This is a genomic window from Sphingomonas sp. ASV193, assembly GCF_040203355.1.
Lineage (GTDB): Bacteria > Pseudomonadota > Alphaproteobacteria > Sphingomonadales > Sphingomonadaceae > Sphingomicrobium.
On record NZ_JBEHBW010000006.1, the window covers coordinates 1 to 16,693 of the forward strand.

The following is a 16,693-nucleotide window of genomic DNA, read 5'->3' on the forward strand; positions in this document are numbered from 1 at the left end:
CGAGCAGAAGTCAGAAATGGACAGCGACTGCACTCTCGGATGGAAACCGAATTTCGCTACGCGGGTGCATGCCGAGGCGACGAAATAAGCCCATCTCGAAGATGATCTAGACGTCTGGAATGGGTCGGAAGCGGACATTCGCTCGAGGGCCGTCACGAAGTAAATCCGTGACGTCGATCCGGTCGCTGCGCGCCGGTCGGCCGGCCTGCGGCGTCTCTTCGCGCTGCTCCGGCGGCGCTGCGCGCCGGCGTCGCTACACTCGGCGCCTTTGGCTCACCAAACCTTCACCCGCTTATCCGGCGCCAGATACAGCTTCTCGCCCGGTTTCACGTTGAAGGCGTTGTACCAGCCGTCGACGTTGCGCACCGTCAGCGCGCGGTAGATGTCGGGGGAGTGGCCGTTGGTGGCGATGATGCGGCGCATCACTTCGTCGCGCATCTTGCCGACCCAGGTCTGGTCGAAGGCGAGGAAGAAGATCTGGTCGCCGGTGTAGCCGTCGACCGTCGCGGCGGGCTTGCCGCCGAGGCTGTCGTGATAGGCCTGGTAGGCAGCCGACAGCCCGGCGACGTCGGCGATGTTCTCGGCCAGCGTCTGCTTGCCGTTCACATGGATCCCCGGGAAGGGCGAATAGGCGTCGTACTGCGCGGCGAGCGCCGCCGACGACTGTTCGAAATGGGCGAAGTCGGCCGGGGTCCACCAGTTGCGCATGTTGCCGGTGGCGTCGAACGCGGCGCCGCCATTGTCGAAGCTGTGGCTGATCTCGTGCCCGATCACCGCGCCGATCGCGCCATAGTTGTACGCCGGGTCGGCACCCGCGACGTAGAAGGGCGGCTGGAGGATCGCGGCGGGGAAGTTGAGCGCGTTCTGCACCGGCAGGTTGACCGCATTGACCAGCTGCGCGGGCATCCACCATTCGCCGCGATCCATCGGCTTGCCGATCTTGGCGAGCTGGTCCTTGTAATTATAGGCCGAGACCGCCTTGGCGTTGGCGTAGGGGTCGGTCGGGCTGATCGAGAGCGACGAATAGTCGCGCCACTTGTCGGGATAGCCGACGCCGACGATGATGCCTTCGACCTTCTTGATCGCCTCGGCCTTGGTCGAGGGGGCCATCCAGTCGAGCGCCTGGACGCGCTTGGCGAAGGCGGCCTTGATCTCGGTCACCATCTTCTGGATGTCGGCCTTCGAGCTGGCCGGGAAATAGGCGTCGGTATAGGCCTTGCCGACCGCGTCCTCGAGCGCGGAGGAGGTGGCGTTGAGCGCGAGCGCGTCGCGCGGGCGCTGCTGCGGGATGCCGTTGAGCGCCTGGCCGTGGAAGGCGAAGCTGGCGTCGCGGATCGGCTTGGGCAGGACCGAGGCGAACTCGTTCAGCTGATGGAAGGTCATCCAGTCCTTCCACGAATCGAGCGGCTCGGACCCGACCAGCGCGGCGATCTTGGGGATCGAGGGCGCGCTGTAGGCCTGGAACTTGTTGACGCTGCCCATCTGCGCGGCGGCGAGCAGCGCGTCCCAGTCGAGGCCGGGGGCGTTCTGCTTGAGCTGGTCGCGGGTCCAGATGGTCGCCGAATGGGCGTAGTCGTTCATCTGCTCCGGGGTTTCGCTGCCCGCAGCGATCTTGGTCTCGAGCGCGAGGATGCGGTCGGCGGCGCCCTTCGGGTCGGGGTTGCCCGCGGCCTGCATCAGCGTCTGCACATAGTCGTGATATTTGGCGCGGATGCCCGCCATCTTGGGATCGGCCGAGCTGTAATATTCGGGGCTGGGCATGCCGAGCCCGCCCTGGAGGATGTAGGGCAGCTGTTCGCCCGGGGTGTTGAGGCCCTGGCTGATGAAGAAGCCGAACAAGTGGTCGGTGTCGAAATTGACGTTGTTGAGCGGGTCGAGCTCGGCGCGAAGCGAGGCGCCGATCGCGCGGGCGAGCGCGGTCTTGTCGCTAATCGCGGCGATCGCGTCGAGATCGGCCTTGGCCGGGGCGAGCCCCGCCTTGTCGATCGCGTCGGTGTTCAGATAGGCGTTGTAATAATCCTTGATCTTGGCGTCGTTCGACCCCGCGGCGGGCGAGCCCGACAGTATCTTGTCGAACAGCGCCTTGGTATCGGCCTCGCGCTTCTGGTCGGCGATGTAGAAGGCCCCGACCGACGAGCGGTCGGCGGGGATCTGGGTCGACTTGAGGAAGCCGCCGTTGCCGTACTGGTACCAGTCGTCGCCCGGCTTCACGCTCTTGTCGATCCAGCCGAGCTGAAGCCCCGAGGCGCTGTGCGGCGCGGCGGCGGCGGCGGCCGCGTTGTTGGTGGCGGCCTGCTGGCACGCGCCGACGCCGAGCGCGAGGGTGGCGGCCGACAGCATCAGCGCGAGGGTGCGGGTGGGGGACAGCAGCGACTGGGGCGACATGGGGCAGGGCTCTCCTGTAATCGGCGTTGGCCTATTTCTCGTTGCGGCTGTCGCTGCGCCGGTTCGCCGCGCTTTGCAAGCGGGGGCGGGCGGGAAGGGCGGACACCTTCGACGAACGGGGGAGTCGCGGTGCTTCGGCGTTCATGGTAGAGGACGAGTCGAACACGGGGGGTGACGATGAATCGATCGGTCATCGCCTTGGCGGCGATCGCATTGGCGCTCGCCCCTGGCCTGTCGGCGTGCAACAAGAAATCGGCGGAGGCGGCGCCGGCGCGGCCGCTGATCGGCGCGACTCCGGCGGGGCTCAGCTTCGACGGCGCGGGCGGGGACGCGGCCGCGATGCGGGCGCATGGCGAGCGGCTGAGCCACGTGCTCGGCTGTCGCGGCTGTCACCAGGAAAATCTGGAGGGCGCGTGGTTCAACGAGGACACGCCCGACATGGGCAAGCTTTATGCGTCGAACCTGACCCGCGTCCTGCCGACGATGAGCGACGCGCAGCTGCGGCGCCTGCTGCGTGACGGGGTGCATCCGACGCGCGGCGACTTGTGGGTCATGCCGTCGAAGGTTTTCCAGCGGTTGAGCGAGGCCGACGTGAACGCGCTGATCGCGCACCTGCGGACGGTCAAGGCCGCCGGCGCCCAGACCCCGCCGCCAGCCATGAGCGCCAAGGCCAAGGCGATGGTCGCCAGGGGCGAGGAGCATCCCGAAAGCTATTATGTCGCGCAGTACAAGCAGCTCGTCCCGGTCGACCTGGGGCCGCGCTATGCGCTCGGCCGCTATCTGGCATCCAACACGTGCGCCGAATGCCATGGCCCGGACCTCAGCGGCGTGCCCGATTTCGGGAAGGGCGTGTCGACCCCGAACCTGACCATCGCCGCGAGCTATTCCGACGCCGAGCTGACCCGGCTGCTGACCAGCGGACAGGGGCGGACGCCGCGCGACCTGGGGCTGATGAGCCTGGTGGGCAAGGGACACTTCGCCTATTTCACGCCGCACGAGCGCGCGGCAGTGGTCGCTTATGTGAAGGCCCGCGCGGCGCGGCTGCAATAGCTTTGCATCGCCCGAATGTGCGGCTAGTCCGGGGCGCATGAGCGGACCCCGACTGAACAGCAATGTCGACCTCAACGGTGCGGAGGCGCGGGCGCGGGGGGCGCATAACCGGGCGCTGGTCGAGCGGCTGCGCGCGGATGTCGCGAAGGCGGCGCTGGGGGGATCGGACAAGGCGCGCGAGCGGCATGTGGCGCGCGGGAAATTGCTGCCGCGGGAGCGGGTCGAGCGGCTGCTCGATCCGGGTTCGCCGCTGCTCGAGATCGGGCAGCTGGCGGCGAACGACCTCTATGACGGCGAAGTGCCCGGCGCGGGGATGATCGCGGGGATCGGGCGCGTGTCGGGCAGGCAGGTGATGATCGTCGCCAACGACGCGACGGTGAAGGGCGGGACTTACTTCCCGATGACGGTCAAGAAGCATCTTCGCGCGCAGGAGATCGCCGAGGCCAACCGGCTGCCGTGCGTCTACCTGGTGGACTCGGGCGGCGCGAACCTGCCGCACCAGGCCGAGGTGTTTCCCGACCGCGATCACTTCGGGCGGATTTTCTACAACCAGGCGCAGATGAGCGCGAAGGGGATCGCGCAGATCGCGTGCGTGATGGGAAGCTGCACCGCGGGCGGGGCCTACGTCCCGGCGATGAGCGACGAGAGCGTGATCGTTCGCGAGCAGGGGACGATCTTCCTCGCCGGGCCGCCGCTGGTGAAGGCGGCGACGGGGGAGGAGATTTCGGCCGAGGCGCTGGGCGGGGGCGACCTCCACGCGCGCAAAAGCGGCGTGGTCGATCATCTCGCCGAGAACGACGAGCACGCGCTGACGATCGTGCGCGATATCGTGTCGCATCTCGGCGCCGAGACGGGGGCGGGGATCGAGACGCGCGAGCCGCGGCCGCCGCTGTATGACGCGGAGGAATTATACGCGCTGATCCCCGAGGACGTGCGCGCGCCCTATGACGTGCACGAGGTGATCGCGCGGCTGGTCGACGGGAGCGAGTTCCACGAGTTCAAGGCGCTGTACGGGACGACGCTGACCTGCGGCTTCGCGCATATCTGGGGGATGCCGGTCGCGATCCTGGCGAACAACGGGGTGCTGTTCAGCGAGTCCGCGCAGAAGGGGGCGCATTTCATCGAGCTGGCGTGCCAGCGGCGAATCCCGCTGCTGTTCCTGCAGAATATCTCCGGGTTCATGGTCGGCGGGAAGTACGAGGCCGAGGGAATCGCCAAGCATGGCGCGAAGCTGGTGACGGCGGTGGCGACGGCGAGCGTGCCCAAGGTGACGATCCTGATCGGCGGGAGCTTCGGCGCGGGCAATTACGGGATGTGCGGGCGCGCTTACTCGCCGCGGTTCCTGTTCAGCTGGCCGAACTCGCGCATCTCGGTGATGGGCGGGGAGCAGGCGGCGTCGGTGCTGGCGACGGTGCATCGCGATGCGGCGACCTGGACGCCCGAGGAGGCCGAGGCGTTCAAGGAGCCGATCCGCGACGATTACGAGGCGCAAGGGTCGCCGTGGCACGCCACCGCGCGCCTGTGGGACGATGGCATCATCGACCCGGCGCAGACTCGCGACGTGCTGGGGCTGGCGTTCGCGGCGTGCCTCAACGCGTCGATCCCCGAACGCGCGTCGTTCGGCGTGTTCAGGATGTAAGGAAAGCCGTGATGATCCTGCTTGCCGCCGCTGCCGCCATGCTCGTTCCGCCGCCGCTTCCGGGCGACGACCGGACACAAATCATCTACGCCGTGCGCCACACGCTCGACGCGCTACTCGCGGGCGACGAAAAGACGGCGCGGGAAGGATTCGATCCCGACGCACGCTTCGACATCGTCGACATGCGCAGCGGCATGACCCAGCGGCGCACGCTCGACCAGATGGTCGCGCACCTGAAGACCAAGTCGAAGTACCAAGAACCGTTCGCCATCCCGAACGTCCTCCAGAACGGGCGCTACGCGCAGGTCTGGGTGCCCTACAGCTTCTGGATCGACGGTCGCAAATCGCATTGCGGCATCGACAACGCCACCCTCGTCGAAGGCAAGGACGGTTGGCGCATCACCTCATTCGGTTTCACCATGGTCGCGCTCGACCAGTGCGATGCGCTCGGCGCACCGACGGTGGCGGACCCAAGTAACGAGCATCTTCCTTGATCCAGTCTCTCCTCATCGCCAACCGCGGCGAGATCGCCTGCCGCATCATCCGCACCGCCCGCGCGATGGGGGTGCGCACGGTCGCGGTTTATTCGGATGCGGACGCCAAGGCGCTGCACGTGCGGATGGCCGATGAGGCGGTGCACATTGGGGCGTCGCCGGCGCGGGAGTCGTATCTCGTCGGGGACAAGATCATCGCCGCGGCGAAGGCGACCGGGGCGGAGGCGATCCATCCGGGGTACGGGTTCCTCAGCGAGAATGCCGACTTCGCGCAGGCGGTGATCGACGCGGGGCTCATCTGGGTCGGGCCAAAGCCTGACAGCATCCGCGCGATGGGGCTGAAGGACGCGGCCAAGGCGCTGATGGCCGAGGCCGGGGTGCCGGTGACGCCGGGCTATCTGGGCGAGGACCAGTCGCCCGCGCGGCTGAAGGCGGAGGCCGAGGCGATCGGGTTTCCGGTTCTCATCAAGGCGGTCGCGGGGGGCGGCGGCAAGGGAATGCGCAAGGTCGATGCGCATCAGGATTTCGACGACGCGCTGGAGAGCTGCAGGCGCGAGGCGGCGTCGTCGTTCGGCAACGACGTGGTGCTGCTCGAAAAATGGATCGAGAGCCCGCGCCATATCGAGGTGCAGGTGTTCGGCGACAGCCATGGCAACGTCGTCCATCTCTTCGAGCGCGACTGCTCGCTGCAGCGGCGGCACCAGAAGGTGATCGAGGAGGCGCCTGCGCCCGGCATGGACGCGGCGACGCGCGCGGCGGTGTGCGGCGCGGCGGTGCGCGCGGCGCAGGCGGTGAACTACGAGGGGGCGGGGACGATCGAGTTCATCGCCGACGCGTCGGACGGGCTGAAGGCGGACCGCATCTGGTTCATGGAAATGAACACGCGGCTGCAGGTCGAGCATCCGGTGACCGAGGAGATCACCGGCCAGGACCTGGTCGAATGGCAGCTCCGCGTGGCGAGCGGGGAGCCGCTGCCCAAGCGGCAGGACGAGCTCGAGATAAACGGCTGGGCGATCGAGGCGCGGCTCTACGCGGAGGACCCGGCGAAGGGGTTTTTGCCAAGCGTGGGGCGGTTGGATTATCTCTCGCTACCAGAGCATGTCGATGGTCACCCGGTGCGTGTCGAAACGGGCGTCGAAGAAAAGGATGAAATTTCATCGTTCTACGATCCGATGATCGCCAAGCTGGTCGTACACGCGAACGAGCGTGAGATTGCGTTGGATGTCCTTGCGGGTGCTTGCGAAGAAGTCTCGTGCAGCCCGGTAAAAACGAATGCGTGGTTTCTAGTCCGCCTTTGTGACGAAGATGATTTCCACGAAGGCAGGATTACGACGAGTTTCATCGGCGACAATCTCAATCAGCTGATCGAAAATCCGGTGGCGAGCGAGCTCCTCCGTCAGGAAGCGGCCGAAAAGTTCATCCAGTCATACTGGTCGGACCCTGAACAATATTATCATCGCAGCCTTCGCGCTGATCGCGGCCTTTCGGGATTTCGGTTGAACGCCAAACCGCGCTTCACCGTCAATCTTCTGGAGAATGGAACCTCGGTCCCGATCGATTTCGATGTGGCGCTCTATGACGCCGGGACTAATTGGGAGCCGAGTGTCGGGTCGTATTCCGATACGGTCGATGCCCGAGAGGTTCTTCTCGTCGAGAGTGGTGCGGCATTCGATTATCGACTGGAGTATCGCGGGACCGTCGGAGGCTCCGCTGGCGACGGCGCCATCATCGCGCCGATGCCGGGGAAGGTGACCAGCGTCGAGGTTTCGGCGGGCGACAAGGTTGCGAAGGGGCAACGGTTGCTGACGCTTGAGGCGATGAAGATGGAGCATGGGCTGACCGCGCCGTTCGACGGGACGGTGGCCGAACTCAACGCCAGCGAGGGCGCGCAGGTCGCGGTCGACGCGGTTCTGGCGCGGATCGAGAAAGCGGGCGACTAGAGGAAGCGGGGCTGGTGCACGCAGTCGCCGTAGTGGCGTCGGGCCTCGTCGATGAAATGGCCGGTCCTTACGGGGTCGATCCGGCCGAGCTTGACGATTTGCGGAATGGTCCAGCGCGTTCCCTCGGCGATGAGTTGCTCGTCCTGCCGCAGATATTCGAGCGCCATAAGCAGGTTGCTGCTTTCCGCCTCGCTCAGCGCGGCGCCGGTGCGGCGCAGGGCGTGGAGCCTGGCCAGATTCGCCACCTCGTCATCGGCTGCGCGCGAGTAAGCCGGCATCGTCCCATAGGCGAGCGTGTAGGGCCGCATCTCGTCGAGGGTGAGGTGAGATGCAATGTCCGAAGCGGTGGCCGCGTCGTGCGCGACGGTATCGTAGGTCACCGGCTGGAGCCAGTAGCCGTCGATCCGGCGCCAGACCTCGGCGCGCGGCTGGTCGGTTTCGACCGCGTCGCGGATCGCGGCGGCCTGGCGGACCAGACAGTCGTGCATCGCCGCGCGCTGGACGATTTGGGGACCGTCGTCCCAAAGCAGCTCTTCGTTCATCGCCTGCTTCGCCGAAGCGACTTTCTGCCGCCACTGCCATTCGTCGACCAGCTGCTGAGCGATCAGCGCGATGAACACGCCGATGACGACGATCGCGATTTCGCGCCAGACATTGTCGTGCCGGCGCGGCACGGGCGGCGGTTCGGCGGGTCGCGCGGGCTCGGCGGCTGGCTGGTCTTCGCTCATCCTGTTCCCCCTGTCGCGCGAGAGACTATCGCGCGGCGCGGCGGGCGCAACCGGGCGCGGGCATTGCGCCGATGCCGGCTTTGGTGGAAGGCGGGAAGAACATCGCCACAGGAGAATGGAATGAAGATCGAAGCGAGTGCCGCCGTCGTCACCGGGGGGGCATCGGGGCTTGGCGAGGCGACCGCGCGGGCGCTGGCGGCGAAGGGGGCGAAGGTCGCCATCTTCGACCGCGACGTCGAGCGCGGCGAGAAGGTCGCGGGCGAGATCGGCGGCGTCTTCTGCGAGGTCGACGTGACCAGCGACGAAAAGGTCGCGGCGGCGTTCGACAAGGCGCGCGCGGCGCATGGGCAGGAGCGGATCCTGGTCAACTGCGCGGGGGTCGCCAACGCGGTCAAGACGGTCGGGCGCGACAAGGAGACCAAGGAGCCCAAGCGCTACCCGATGCACCAGTTCGAGCTGGCGATCGGGATCAACCTGGTCGGCACCTTCCGCTGCATCGCCAACTCGGCCTACGGCATGGTGCAGGCCGAGCCGCTGGACGACGGAGAGCGCGGGGTGATCATCAACACCGCCAGCGTCGCCGCGCAGGACGGGCAGATCGGGCAGGCGGCCTACAGCGCGTCGAAGGGCGGGGTGCTGGGCATGGCGCTGCCGATCGCGCGCGACCTGATGAACGACGGGGTGCGGGTCAACACCATCCTGCCGGGCGTGTTCAAGACGCCGATGGTGGCGATGATGCCGCAGCAGGTGCAGGATGCGCTGGGCGCGCAGGTGCCGTTCCCCAAGCGGCTCGGCATGGCCGAGGAATATGCGCGGCTGGCGGTGTTCATCGTCGAGAACGTCTACCTCAACGCCGAGGCGATCCGGCTGGATGGAGGGATCAGGATGCAGCCCCGCTGACCGAGCGCAGCGTCGCCGGTGGCGAAGCCGCCGCCGGCGCTGCGCGGAGAGATCAGCGGGGTCGGACGGCCTGCGCCGTCTCGGCGACAGGACCGACGGCGCGGATTAACGCCGCGTCGTTTTAAGAAGGATTATGTTTCGCCCCTCAGACGCCGGGCGCGGGGCGTCCGCCCCGCTTGGCTTCGGCCCAATAAGGGCCGGCGGCCGTTTGGCCTTGCGGCGCTGCGCGCCGGTTGCTTGGCTTCCACGCATAAGCTCGGGCGCGCGTTCGCGCTTGCGGCGCTTCGCGCCGGGTGCGAGGACGGGATTCGATGACCGACTATCCCGCCCTTCTCGAAGCGCTCGTGACCGCCGCGCGGGGGGCGGGGGCGGAGATCCTCGCGCTGGTCGCGCGGGGGTATGAGGTCGAGCACAAGTCCGACGCCTCGCCGGTGACGGTGTGCGACCGGGCGGCCGAGCGGGTCATCCTCGGCGCGCTCGCCGCCGCCGCGCCGGATGTGCCGGTGATTGCCGAGGAGGAAGTCGCGGTCGGGCGGATCCCCGCGCACGGCGACACGTTTTTCCTGGTCGATCCGCTCGACGGGACCAAGGAGTTCGTCCGCGGGGGCGACGATTATACGGTCAACATCGGGCTGATCGCGGGCGGCGTGCCGGTGCTCGGGGTGGTCTACCAGCCGTCGCGCGACTTGCTGTGGGCGGGGATCGTCGGCGACCATGCGTTCAAGGAGGGAGCGGGGGCGCGGCGGCGGATTTCGACCCGCGCGCTGGCCGGGCGGCCGGTGGCGGTCGCGTCCAAGTCGCACTTTTCGCAGCCGACCGCCGATTACCTCGCCGCGGTCGAGGGCGGGGACGATTATGTCTCGGTCGGGTCGAGCCTCAAATTCTGCATCGTCGCCGAGGGGGGCGCGGACCTCTACCCGCGGCTGTCGCCGACCAGCGAGTGGGACACGGCGGCGGGGCACGCGGTGCTGCTGGCGGCCGGAGGACGGGTCGACGGGCCCGACGGCGCGCCGCTGGCCTATGGCAAGCCGGCGTTCCTCAACCGCGGCTTCTGCGCGACCGGCGGTTGGGCGGCGCCCGCGATCGGGCCCTATCTTCAGCCCTTTTCGGGCGGCGGGGATCTGCCCGAAGGCGTCTGAGGCCCTTTGGCGGGCTTTCTGGTCCGTTTCGGATGGAATGTTTCACCCTTCCAGCGCAGCCCGCGCCGAAGCTGCTCGACCTCGGCGCGAAGCCGGACGATGTTGGCGCTGAGCGTGGCGAGGTCGGCGGCATGCGCCGGGTCGGCGGCGAGAGTCTCGGCGAGGCGCTCGCTTTCGGCGAGGGCTTGGTCGAGCTCGGCCAGCCAGCGGGCGCGCGAGGCGGCGGCCATTCCCTGTCGATCGATCGGTGTCATCGCGGCGTCCTGTGGCGGCGGCGGTTGATGGAGTTCGGCTTCACGCACCGAAACGGACGATTAGGGGCCTGACTTCGCTCCGCTTTCGTGTCTAAACCCATCCCGCTCGGTGCTTTTCCTTTAACGGAAGGGGCGTTTATGGGCATCCAGGGGCAGGTCGAATATGGAGCAAGTGGCATCGGCGATGCGCCGCTGCTGCTGGTCGCGGGGACCGATCGCGAGGCGCGGCGGCGCGCGGCGGCGGTCGCGATCGATTCAGGGCACCGCGCCTTCGAATATGAGGCGCTCGACCCGGCGGCGATCGCCGAGCGGGTCGAGAGCCAACCCGCGGCGGGGCTGATCTGGGTCGAGCTTGGCGACGAGCCGCGGGCCGGGGCGTTCGACCGGCTGCTCGACGCGCTCGACCGGCGCGCCGAGGAGGAGCGTTTCCCGGTGCGGATCGCCGCGCCGGCGACGCTGATCGACCTCGTCACCGCGCGGGTCGGGTCGCCTAACGCCGACGTGCTGATCGCGCCGAGCGATATCGAGCGCGCCGCGTCGATGGCGGTGGCGATGACCGGGGCCGGGCGCGCGGCGCGGGTCAGCGACGTCACCAGCGAACCGTCGAGCGCGCGGCTTCGCCAGCTGAGCGACGAGGTCAGCCGGATCGCGGCGACGCTCGCCCGGCTGTCGAGCGGGCCGGGGGCGAGCGCGGCGCTGGTCGAGAAACCGGTCGCGCCGGTCGGCGACGTCGCGCCTTTGTCGGGCGACACGGTCCGCGCGGTGATCCGTGCGCGGCGGCTGCGCAGCCGCTTCTTCGACGAGGAATTGTTCGCCGACCCGGCGTGGGACATGCTGCTCGACCTGCTGCAGGCCGAGATCGCGCAGCACCGCGTGCCGGTGAGCAGCCTGTGCATCGCCGCGGCGGTACCGCCGACGACCGCGCTGCGCTGGCTCAAGACGATGACCGACGCCGGGCTGTTCGTGCGGCGGCCCGACCCGCACGACGGGCGGCGGGTGTTCATCGAGCTCGCGCCGCCGGCGAGCGAGGCGATGCGGCGCTACTTCGGCGAGGTGGGGGCGGCGGCGGCGATCTGAGCGGCGGGAGGCGGGCGCGCGGGTGACGAGGCGCGGCCTTCGCTTCGCTGCGGATCGATCCAAAACCAATGTCCCCCGGACGGTTCGGGACGTTGCCTTCGCTTCGCTCCGGATCGATCCAAACCCAATGTCCCCCCGGACATTGGGTTTGGATCGATGGTGGGCGCTGACGGGCTCGAACCGCCGACATCTTCCGTGTAAAGGAAGCGCTCTACCAACTGAGCTAAGCGCCCGCGCGATGCGATGCCCGCGCCGATGGCACGGGGCGGACTTCCGGGCAAGCCGGTCGGCCGGATTCGTCTGGCGATCCTCCTGTGGTCGGGCGCTTATTTTTCCGCGGGCAGGAGGCGATCGAGCCACGCTTCCAGAAGATCCGGCCAGTGATCGACGGGCGAGCCGGTGGGCCTCAGTCCGAAGGCATGTCCGCCCCGCGCAAACAGATGGACTTCGGCCGGGACTCCGGCCTCGGCGAGCGCGCGTGCATATTGGGTACTGTTGCAGGTCGGGTCGGTCGGGTCGTTCCAGGCAGCCACCAGGAAGGTCGGCGGGGCGTCCTTGCGCACCGCTAAGCCAGGATCGAACGATCGGCCGTCGCGACACAGGTGGCCGGGATAGAGCGCAATCGCGAAATCGGGACGGCTGCTGGCGCGGTCGATCGCGTCGGTCCGGGCATAGGCGGGTTCCACCATGTTGCTGACGCGGGCGACGAGAAAGCCGCCGGCGGAAAAGCCGGCAACCCCGACGCGGCGCGGATCGACCGCGAGGGTCGCGGCGCGCGCGCGGACGATGCGGATGGCGCGCTGGGCATCCTGCCACGCGGTCAGACGGGCGGGGGTCACGCCGCAGTCGCAGGCGGGGTCGTAATGGTGGTCGCTATCAGGCACGCGATACTTGACCAACGCGCATGTGAAGCCGCGCGCCGCGAACCAGTCGCAGGCTTCGCTACCTTCGAGGTCGATCGCCAGCTGCTTGAAGCCGCCGCCCGGGAAGACGAGCACGGCGGCATGGCGCGAGCGCGCGGTCGGCGGGAAGATGGTGAGCGCAGGGATGGCGACATCATAGACCCCCGTCACCGGGCGCCCGGCGAACCGCTTGGGGTTGGTCCCGGTCTCGCTATGCTCTGGCGGTCCAGCGGGGCGGCGCGCGTCAGACGGGGCTGACGGCCAGAGCGGCTCTTGCCGAAGACCGTGCGGCGGGGCCCAGTGGCCGATCGTCTGCGCGATATGCGCGGGGCTCGCGCCTGGAGCGGTGGCGGCAAGCGCGACGGCGGCGAGCACCTTCAACGCGACGATCATCGCTCTTACAGCGCGCGGACGAGCCGAACGGCGACGGCGAGCCAGGCGGGGTCGGTGACGACCTGTTGGCGCGCGCCGGCGCCGAACGGGAGGATGAGCGCCTTGCCGCCGTCACGGTCGATCATCCGGCCGAACAGGAAGCGGCCGGCGGGGCGGGGGACGAGCACGTCGCGGTTGAGGGCGCGGCCGTAGTGCGCGGGATCGAGCGGTTCGAGCCAGATCTCGTCGCCCGCGCGATAGTCGCCGATCGAGGCGGCGACGCTGAGCGCCATCATCCCGGCGGCGGGCTTGGGCGGGACGAGCAGCTGGGCGCGGCGCGGAGCGACCGCCTGCCCCGACGCGCCGAGCACCGCGGCGACGGCGAGATCGGTCGAGCGGGCGGTCGCGACCAGCTCGCTGGCGTCGACCCCGAGCGCGTCGGCGATCCGGTTGAGCCAGCCGACCGACACGGTGCGGGTGCCCGTTTCGAGCCGGCCGATGGTCTGCGGCGTGGTCGGCGGAACGCAGCGCGCGGCGACGTCGTCGAGGGTGAGTTTCTTGGCCTTCCGTACTTCGCGAATTCGCGTGATCACCGAGTATCCCCTAACCAAAGCGGTTTTTTACTGTCCTACAGATTAGCCCGCATGGCAAGACCCCGGCGAATCGGGAGGAGCATGGCATGGCACAGGCGAAGCGGTTGCTGGTCGAACGGGCGATCGAACAGGGGATCCGGGCCGAACGCGGCGGGGCGCGGCGGGGCGCGCGGTCGGTGACGGTCAACCTGGCCGAAAGCCCGCTCGGCTGGCTGTTCGCGCGCGGGCACCTCAGCCGCCGCCAGTTCGACGCGGGCGAGCGGATCCGCGCCGATTACGAGCGCGGGCAGCTGGGCCAGCGAACGACGATGCGCTGGGACGCCGCGCCGGTCGCGCGCGGACGCGGGGGAAGCGGCGGGGGGATCGACCTCAGTGGGAGCCAGATCGACGCGCGCGCGCGGTTCGACGCGGCGATCGGCGCGGCAGGACCGGGGCTGTCCGACATTTTGTGGCGGATCGTGTGCGCGGGCGAGGGGATGCGCGAGGCCGAGAGCGCGCTCGGCTGGCCGGCGCGCGCGGGCAAGCTGGTGCTGACGCTGGCGCTCGACCGGGTCGCCGACTATTACCGCATCGCCTGACGTCCGGGTCTAAGGAGCCTTGCCATGATCCTCTACGGTTCGACCTTTTCGCCGTTCGTTCGCAAGGCGGTCGCGGTGGCGGGCGAGAAGGGCATCGGACTCGAGGTCAAGGCGGTCGGGATCGGCGATCCCGACCCGGCGTTCCGCGAGGCGAGCCCGTTCGGCAAGATGCCCGCGCTGGCCGACGGCGACTATCGGCTCGCCGATTCGAGCGCGATCGTCCATTACTGGGAAGCGAAATTTCCCGAGCCCGCGCTGATCCCGGCCGATCCCGAGGCACGCGGGCGGGTGGTGTGGTTCGACGAGTTCGCCGACACGCTGCTCGTGGGCTGCGCGGGCAAAATGTTCTTCAACCGGGTGGTGGCGCCGCGCTTCCTCAAGCGCGACGGCGACCTCGCGCTCGCCGACGCGGCCGAGCGTGATGAGCTGCCGCCGCTGCTCGACTATCTCGAGCGGGTGATTCCCGAGGGCGGCTGGCTGGTCGGGGACGGGCTGACGCTGGCCGACGTCGCAGTGGCGAGTCCGCTGGTCAACCTTGGCCATGCGGGGGTCGAAATCGACCCGGCGCGCTACCCGCGGGTCACCGATTTCGCCGAGCGGATGCACGCGCGGCCGAGCTTCGCGCCGACGATCGCGCGCGAGCGGGGCTTTTTGGCGCGCTGACAATGAAACGGCCGCGCCTCTCGAGGGGAGAGAGGCGCGGCCGTCGTGCGCGGGTTCAGGCGCGCTTATTCGCCGTCGAGCGGCGGGTTACGGTTGATCAGCTGGTCGCTCTCGTCCTCGGACGACTGCGAGCCGATGAAGCCCTGGTCCGACGACTGGCGGTCGTCGCCGAGCCCGCCGCCGAGCTCGCTGGTGGTTTGCCTATCGTCCTGCTGCAGGCCGTCCTGCTGGCGGTCGAGGGTCTGGGTGCCGAGCTGGTCGCCCTGCGCGGTCTCGCCCGAATTGCCGTAGCTCGCCTGGCCGGTTTCCTGGTTGGCGCTGTCCGACTTCCAGCTGTCGCCGCCGGCTTCGCTGCCCTGCATGGCGGTGTCCTGCTGGCCCTGCTGACCGGTCTGGTCCTGCGAGGCGGTCTGGTCCTGCTGGTATCCCGGGTTCTGCGTGTCGCGGTCGTCCATCGTCTCTCTCCTTGCTTGTACGGGACCAAGCGGGCGAGGCGGGGGTTGCGTTCCGCGCCGATGCGACGGGGCGATGGCGTATGCGACCAAATGAAAAGGGGCCGCCGGATCGCGCCGGCGGCCCCTCGTCATGCGTCTCGGCAGGGCCGAGTTCAGGCAGCGGTGTCGTCGCCCTCGGTCTTCGCGGCCTTCGCCTCGTCGCCAGATTGCTCGCTCTCGCCAGATTGCTGGCTCTCGCCAGCAATCGTGCCCGGCTCGGCGTTGGGGTCGAAGTCCTCGGTGAAGCCGGCCTCGTCCTTTTCGAACATCTCGGCCATCACGTCGACGCCCTGCGCCTGCAGGTCGGCCTCTTCGGGCGAGCGGGCGACGTTGACCTTGATCGTGGTCGCCACCTCGGGGTGAAGCGCGACCTTGACCTCGTGCATGCCGATCGCCTTGATCGGACGGGTCAGGACGATCTGGCTCTTCGAGACCTTCGCCCCGTCCTCGCCGAGCGCCTCGACGATGTCGCGGGTCGAGACCGAGCCGTAGAGCTGGCCGGTGTTCGACGCCTGGCGGACGAGGACGACGGTCTTGCCGTCGATGTCCTTGGCCGCCGTCTCGGCGTCGCTGCGACGCGAGGCGTTGTCGGCCTCGATCTTGGCGCGATTGGCCTCGAACAGCTTGCGGTTCGACTCGTTGGCGCGAAGCGCCTTCTTGTTCGGCAAAAGGTAGTTGCGGGCGAACCCGTTCTTGACGGTGACGACGTCACCGATGTGGCCGAGCTTCTCGACCCGCTCGAGCAGGATGACTTCCATGTCTTCCTCTCCTTACTTCACGACGTAGGGGAGCAGGCCGATGTGGCGGGCGCGCTTGATCGCCTTGGCCAGCTCGCGCTGCTTCTTGGTCGACACCGCGGTGATGCGGCTCGGGACGATCTTGCCGCGCTCGGACACGAAGCCCTGCAGCAGGCGGACGTCCTTGTAATCGATCCGGGGGGCGTCCTTGCCCGAGAAGGGGCACGACTTGCGGCGGCGGAAAAACGGACGGGCCATGGATTAAGCCTCCTGCTCGTCGCGGCGCGAACCGCGGCGCTGGTCGCGCTCGGCCTTGCGCATCATCGCCGACGGGCCGTTTTCATGCGCGTCGACGCGGATGGTCATGTAGCGAACGACGTCTTCGTTGATGCCGGTCTGGCGCTCGAGCTCGGCGACGGCCGCGGCGGGCGCGTCCAGCTCGAGCATGACGTAGTGCGCCTTGCGGTTCTTGGCGATCCGGTAAGCGAGGCCGCGCAGGCCCCAGTTCTCGGTCTTGACGACCTTGCCGCCGTTGTCGGCGACGATCTTCGTGGCGTTTTCCGACAGCGCGTCGACCTGGGCCTGGGCCAGGTCCTGACGCGCGAGGAAAACATGCTCGTAAAGCGGCATGTTCCAATGCACCTATGTTGGCCGATCGCTGACGCCGCCCAATGCGGTCGCCCCTCCGGCTGTCTTCCAAAAAAGCGGAGCCGCCGCGGCCAAGACCGTCGGCGGACGGCGCGCCTAT

The 16,693-nt window shown here is 68.5% G+C and carries 18 protein-coding genes and 1 tRNA gene; 9 read left to right on the top strand and 10 right to left on the bottom strand.

Annotated elements, in window-relative coordinates:
* Nucleotides 1-273: 273 nt before the first annotated feature.
* Entirely contained in the window at nt 274-2,385 is a 2,112-nt protein-coding gene (locus tag ABDK56_RS11120; protein ID WP_349808350.1) for a M13 family metallopeptidase, read from the bottom strand.
* A gap of 177 nt (nt 2,386-2,562) precedes the next feature.
* Here ABDK56_RS11120 and ABDK56_RS11125 point away from each other — a divergent pair, with 177 nt between their 5' ends.
* From ABDK56_RS11125 to ABDK56_RS11140, 4 genes are read left to right on the top strand one after another with little or no spacing between them, the layout of a single operon-like run.
* A complete protein-coding gene (locus ABDK56_RS11125) occupies nt 2,563-3,435 on the top strand; it encodes a c-type cytochrome (RefSeq protein WP_349808351.1) in 873 nt (290 codons plus the stop codon).
* A gap of 37 nt (nt 3,436-3,472) precedes the next feature.
* The gene (locus ABDK56_RS11130) at nt 3,473-5,074 is read left to right on the top strand and encodes a carboxyl transferase domain-containing protein (RefSeq protein WP_349808352.1); all 1,602 of its coding nucleotides are present in this window, start codon (nt 3,473-3,475) and stop codon (nt 5,072-5,074) included.
* Between the two features lie 11 nt (nt 5,075-5,085).
* Nucleotides 5,086-5,568, top strand: coding sequence for a hypothetical protein (locus tag ABDK56_RS11135; RefSeq protein WP_349808353.1), 483 nt, complete (start codon nt 5,086-5,088; stop codon nt 5,566-5,568).
* A complete protein-coding gene (locus ABDK56_RS11140; protein ID WP_349808354.1) occupies nt 5,565-7,508 on the top strand; it encodes an acetyl/propionyl/methylcrotonyl-CoA carboxylase subunit alpha in 1,944 nt (647 codons plus the stop codon). The genes ABDK56_RS11135 and ABDK56_RS11140 overlap by 4 nt, the downstream gene beginning before the upstream one ends.
* On the opposite strand, the gene ABDK56_RS11145 is transcribed toward ABDK56_RS11140, so the two are convergent.
* Nucleotides 7,505-8,236 (bottom strand): hypothetical protein, encoded by a 732-nt coding sequence (locus tag ABDK56_RS11145; protein ID WP_349808355.1) that lies wholly within the window; start codon nt 8,234-8,236, stop codon nt 7,505-7,507. The genes ABDK56_RS11140 and ABDK56_RS11145 overlap by 4 nt on opposite strands.
* A 120-nt stretch (nt 8,237-8,356) precedes the next feature.
* Here ABDK56_RS11145 and ABDK56_RS11150 point away from each other — a divergent pair, with 120 nt between their 5' ends.
* Both ABDK56_RS11150 and cysQ read left to right on the top strand, forming a co-directional pair.
* A complete protein-coding gene (locus tag ABDK56_RS11150; protein ID WP_349808356.1) occupies nt 8,357-9,136 on the top strand; it encodes an SDR family NAD(P)-dependent oxidoreductase in 780 nt (259 codons plus the stop codon).
* A gap of 311 nt (nt 9,137-9,447) precedes the next feature.
* Complete coding sequence (gene cysQ / locus ABDK56_RS11155; RefSeq protein WP_349808357.1) at nt 9,448-10,275, top strand: 3'(2'),5'-bisphosphate nucleotidase CysQ; 828 nt, start codon at nt 9,448-9,450, stop codon at nt 10,273-10,275.
* Here the strand turns inward: cysQ and ABDK56_RS11160 are convergent.
* The gene (locus ABDK56_RS11160; protein ID WP_349808358.1) at nt 10,233-10,529 is read right to left on the bottom strand and encodes a hypothetical protein; all 297 of its coding nucleotides are present in this window, start codon (nt 10,527-10,529) and stop codon (nt 10,233-10,235) included. The two genes, cysQ and ABDK56_RS11160, sit on opposite strands and share 43 nt — an antisense overlap.
* A gap of 138 nt (nt 10,530-10,667) precedes the next feature.
* On the opposite strand from ABDK56_RS11160, the gene ABDK56_RS11165 reads away from it, so the two are divergent.
* Entirely contained in the window at nt 10,668-11,606 is a 939-nt protein-coding gene (locus tag ABDK56_RS11165) for a MarR family winged helix-turn-helix transcriptional regulator (RefSeq protein WP_349808359.1), read from the top strand.
* A gap of 157 nt (nt 11,607-11,763) precedes the next feature.
* Here ABDK56_RS11165 and ABDK56_RS11170 read toward each other — a convergent pair.
* From ABDK56_RS11170 to ABDK56_RS11180, 3 genes are all read right to left on the bottom strand, one after another.
* Nucleotides 11,764-11,839, bottom strand: a tRNA-Val gene (locus ABDK56_RS11170).
* 93 nt (nt 11,840-11,932) lie between these two features.
* The gene (locus ABDK56_RS11175) at nt 11,933-12,883 is read right to left on the bottom strand and encodes an alpha/beta hydrolase (RefSeq protein ID WP_349808487.1); all 951 of its coding nucleotides are present in this window, start codon (nt 12,881-12,883) and stop codon (nt 11,933-11,935) included.
* A 23-nt stretch (nt 12,884-12,906) separates the two neighbouring features.
* Nucleotides 12,907-13,473 carry a helix-turn-helix domain-containing protein gene (locus ABDK56_RS11180; RefSeq protein ID WP_349808360.1) on the bottom strand — a complete coding sequence of 189 codons (567 nt, stop codon included), beginning with the start codon at nt 13,471-13,473 and terminating at the stop codon, nt 12,907-12,909.
* A gap of 86 nt (nt 13,474-13,559) precedes the next feature.
* On the opposite strand from ABDK56_RS11180, the gene ABDK56_RS11185 reads away from it, so the two are divergent.
* On the top strand, nt 13,560-14,051 hold the full coding sequence (locus ABDK56_RS11185; protein WP_349808361.1) for a DUF6456 domain-containing protein: 492 nt from the start codon (nt 13,560-13,562) through the stop codon (nt 14,049-14,051).
* Nucleotides 14,052-14,075: 24 nt separating this feature from the next.
* Complete coding sequence (locus ABDK56_RS11190; protein ID WP_349808362.1) at nt 14,076-14,714, top strand: glutathione S-transferase family protein; 639 nt, start codon at nt 14,076-14,078, stop codon at nt 14,712-14,714.
* Between the two features lie 65 nt (nt 14,715-14,779).
* On the opposite strand, the gene ABDK56_RS11195 is transcribed toward ABDK56_RS11190, so the two are convergent.
* The 4 genes from ABDK56_RS11195 to rpsF form a co-directional block, all read right to left on the bottom strand.
* Complete coding sequence (locus ABDK56_RS11195) at nt 14,780-15,169, bottom strand: hypothetical protein (protein WP_349808363.1); 390 nt, start codon at nt 15,167-15,169, stop codon at nt 14,780-14,782.
* 152 nt (nt 15,170-15,321) lie between these two features.
* A complete protein-coding gene (gene rplI, locus ABDK56_RS11200) occupies nt 15,322-15,966 on the bottom strand; it encodes a 50S ribosomal protein L9 (RefSeq protein ID WP_349808364.1) in 645 nt (214 codons plus the stop codon).
* Nucleotides 15,967-15,978: 12 nt separating this feature from the next.
* On the bottom strand, nt 15,979-16,203 hold the full coding sequence (gene rpsR, locus ABDK56_RS11205) for a 30S ribosomal protein S18 (RefSeq protein WP_119533295.1): 225 nt from the start codon (nt 16,201-16,203) through the stop codon (nt 15,979-15,981).
* Nucleotides 16,204-16,206: 3 nt separating this feature from the next.
* Nucleotides 16,207-16,575: a 30S ribosomal protein S6 gene (gene rpsF / locus ABDK56_RS11210; protein WP_349808365.1), complete on the bottom strand. Its 369-nt coding sequence runs from the start codon at nt 16,573-16,575 to the stop codon at nt 16,207-16,209.
* Nucleotides 16,576-16,693 lie beyond the last annotated feature (118 nt).

Bases quoted from the DNA above. Each gene is read 5' to 3' on its own strand.
- ABDK56_RS11135 (WP_349808353.1), top strand. From the start codon at position 5,086: ATGATCCTGCTTGCCGCCGCTGCCGCCATGCTCGTTCCGCCGCCGCTT.
- ABDK56_RS11130 (WP_349808352.1), top strand. From the start codon at position 3,473: ATGAGCGGACCCCGACTGAACAGCAATGTCGACCTCAACGGTGCGGAG.
- ABDK56_RS11195 (WP_349808363.1), bottom strand. From the start codon at position 15,169: ATGGACGACCGCGACACGCAGAACCCGGGATACCAGCAGGACCAGACC.
- ABDK56_RS11165 (WP_349808359.1), top strand. From the start codon at position 10,668: ATGGGCATCCAGGGGCAGGTCGAATATGGAGCAAGTGGCATCGGCGAT.
- ABDK56_RS11125 (WP_349808351.1), top strand. From the start codon at position 2,563: ATGAATCGATCGGTCATCGCCTTGGCGGCGATCGCATTGGCGCTCGCC.
- ABDK56_RS11120 (WP_349808350.1), bottom strand. From the start codon at position 2,385: ATGTCGCCCCAGTCGCTGCTGTCCCCCACCCGCACCCTCGCGCTGATG.
- ABDK56_RS11160 (WP_349808358.1), bottom strand. From the start codon at position 10,529: ATGACACCGATCGATCGACAGGGAATGGCCGCCGCCTCGCGCGCCCGC.
- ABDK56_RS11150 (WP_349808356.1), top strand. From the start codon at position 8,357: ATGAAGATCGAAGCGAGTGCCGCCGTCGTCACCGGGGGGGCATCGGGG.
- rpsF (WP_349808365.1), bottom strand. From the start codon at position 16,575: ATGCCGCTTTACGAGCATGTTTTCCTCGCGCGTCAGGACCTGGCCCAG.
- ABDK56_RS11185 (WP_349808361.1), top strand. From the start codon at position 13,560: ATGGCACAGGCGAAGCGGTTGCTGGTCGAACGGGCGATCGAACAGGGG.
- ABDK56_RS11190 (WP_349808362.1), top strand. From the start codon at position 14,076: ATGATCCTCTACGGTTCGACCTTTTCGCCGTTCGTTCGCAAGGCGGTC.
- cysQ (WP_349808357.1), top strand. From the start codon at position 9,448: ATGACCGACTATCCCGCCCTTCTCGAAGCGCTCGTGACCGCCGCGCGG.
- rplI (WP_349808364.1), bottom strand. From the start codon at position 15,966: ATGGAAGTCATCCTGCTCGAGCGGGTCGAGAAGCTCGGCCACATCGGT.
- ABDK56_RS11145 (WP_349808355.1), bottom strand. From the start codon at position 8,236: ATGAGCGAAGACCAGCCAGCCGCCGAGCCCGCGCGACCCGCCGAACCG.
- rpsR (WP_119533295.1), bottom strand. From the start codon at position 16,203: ATGGCCCGTCCGTTTTTCCGCCGCCGCAAGTCGTGCCCCTTCTCGGGC.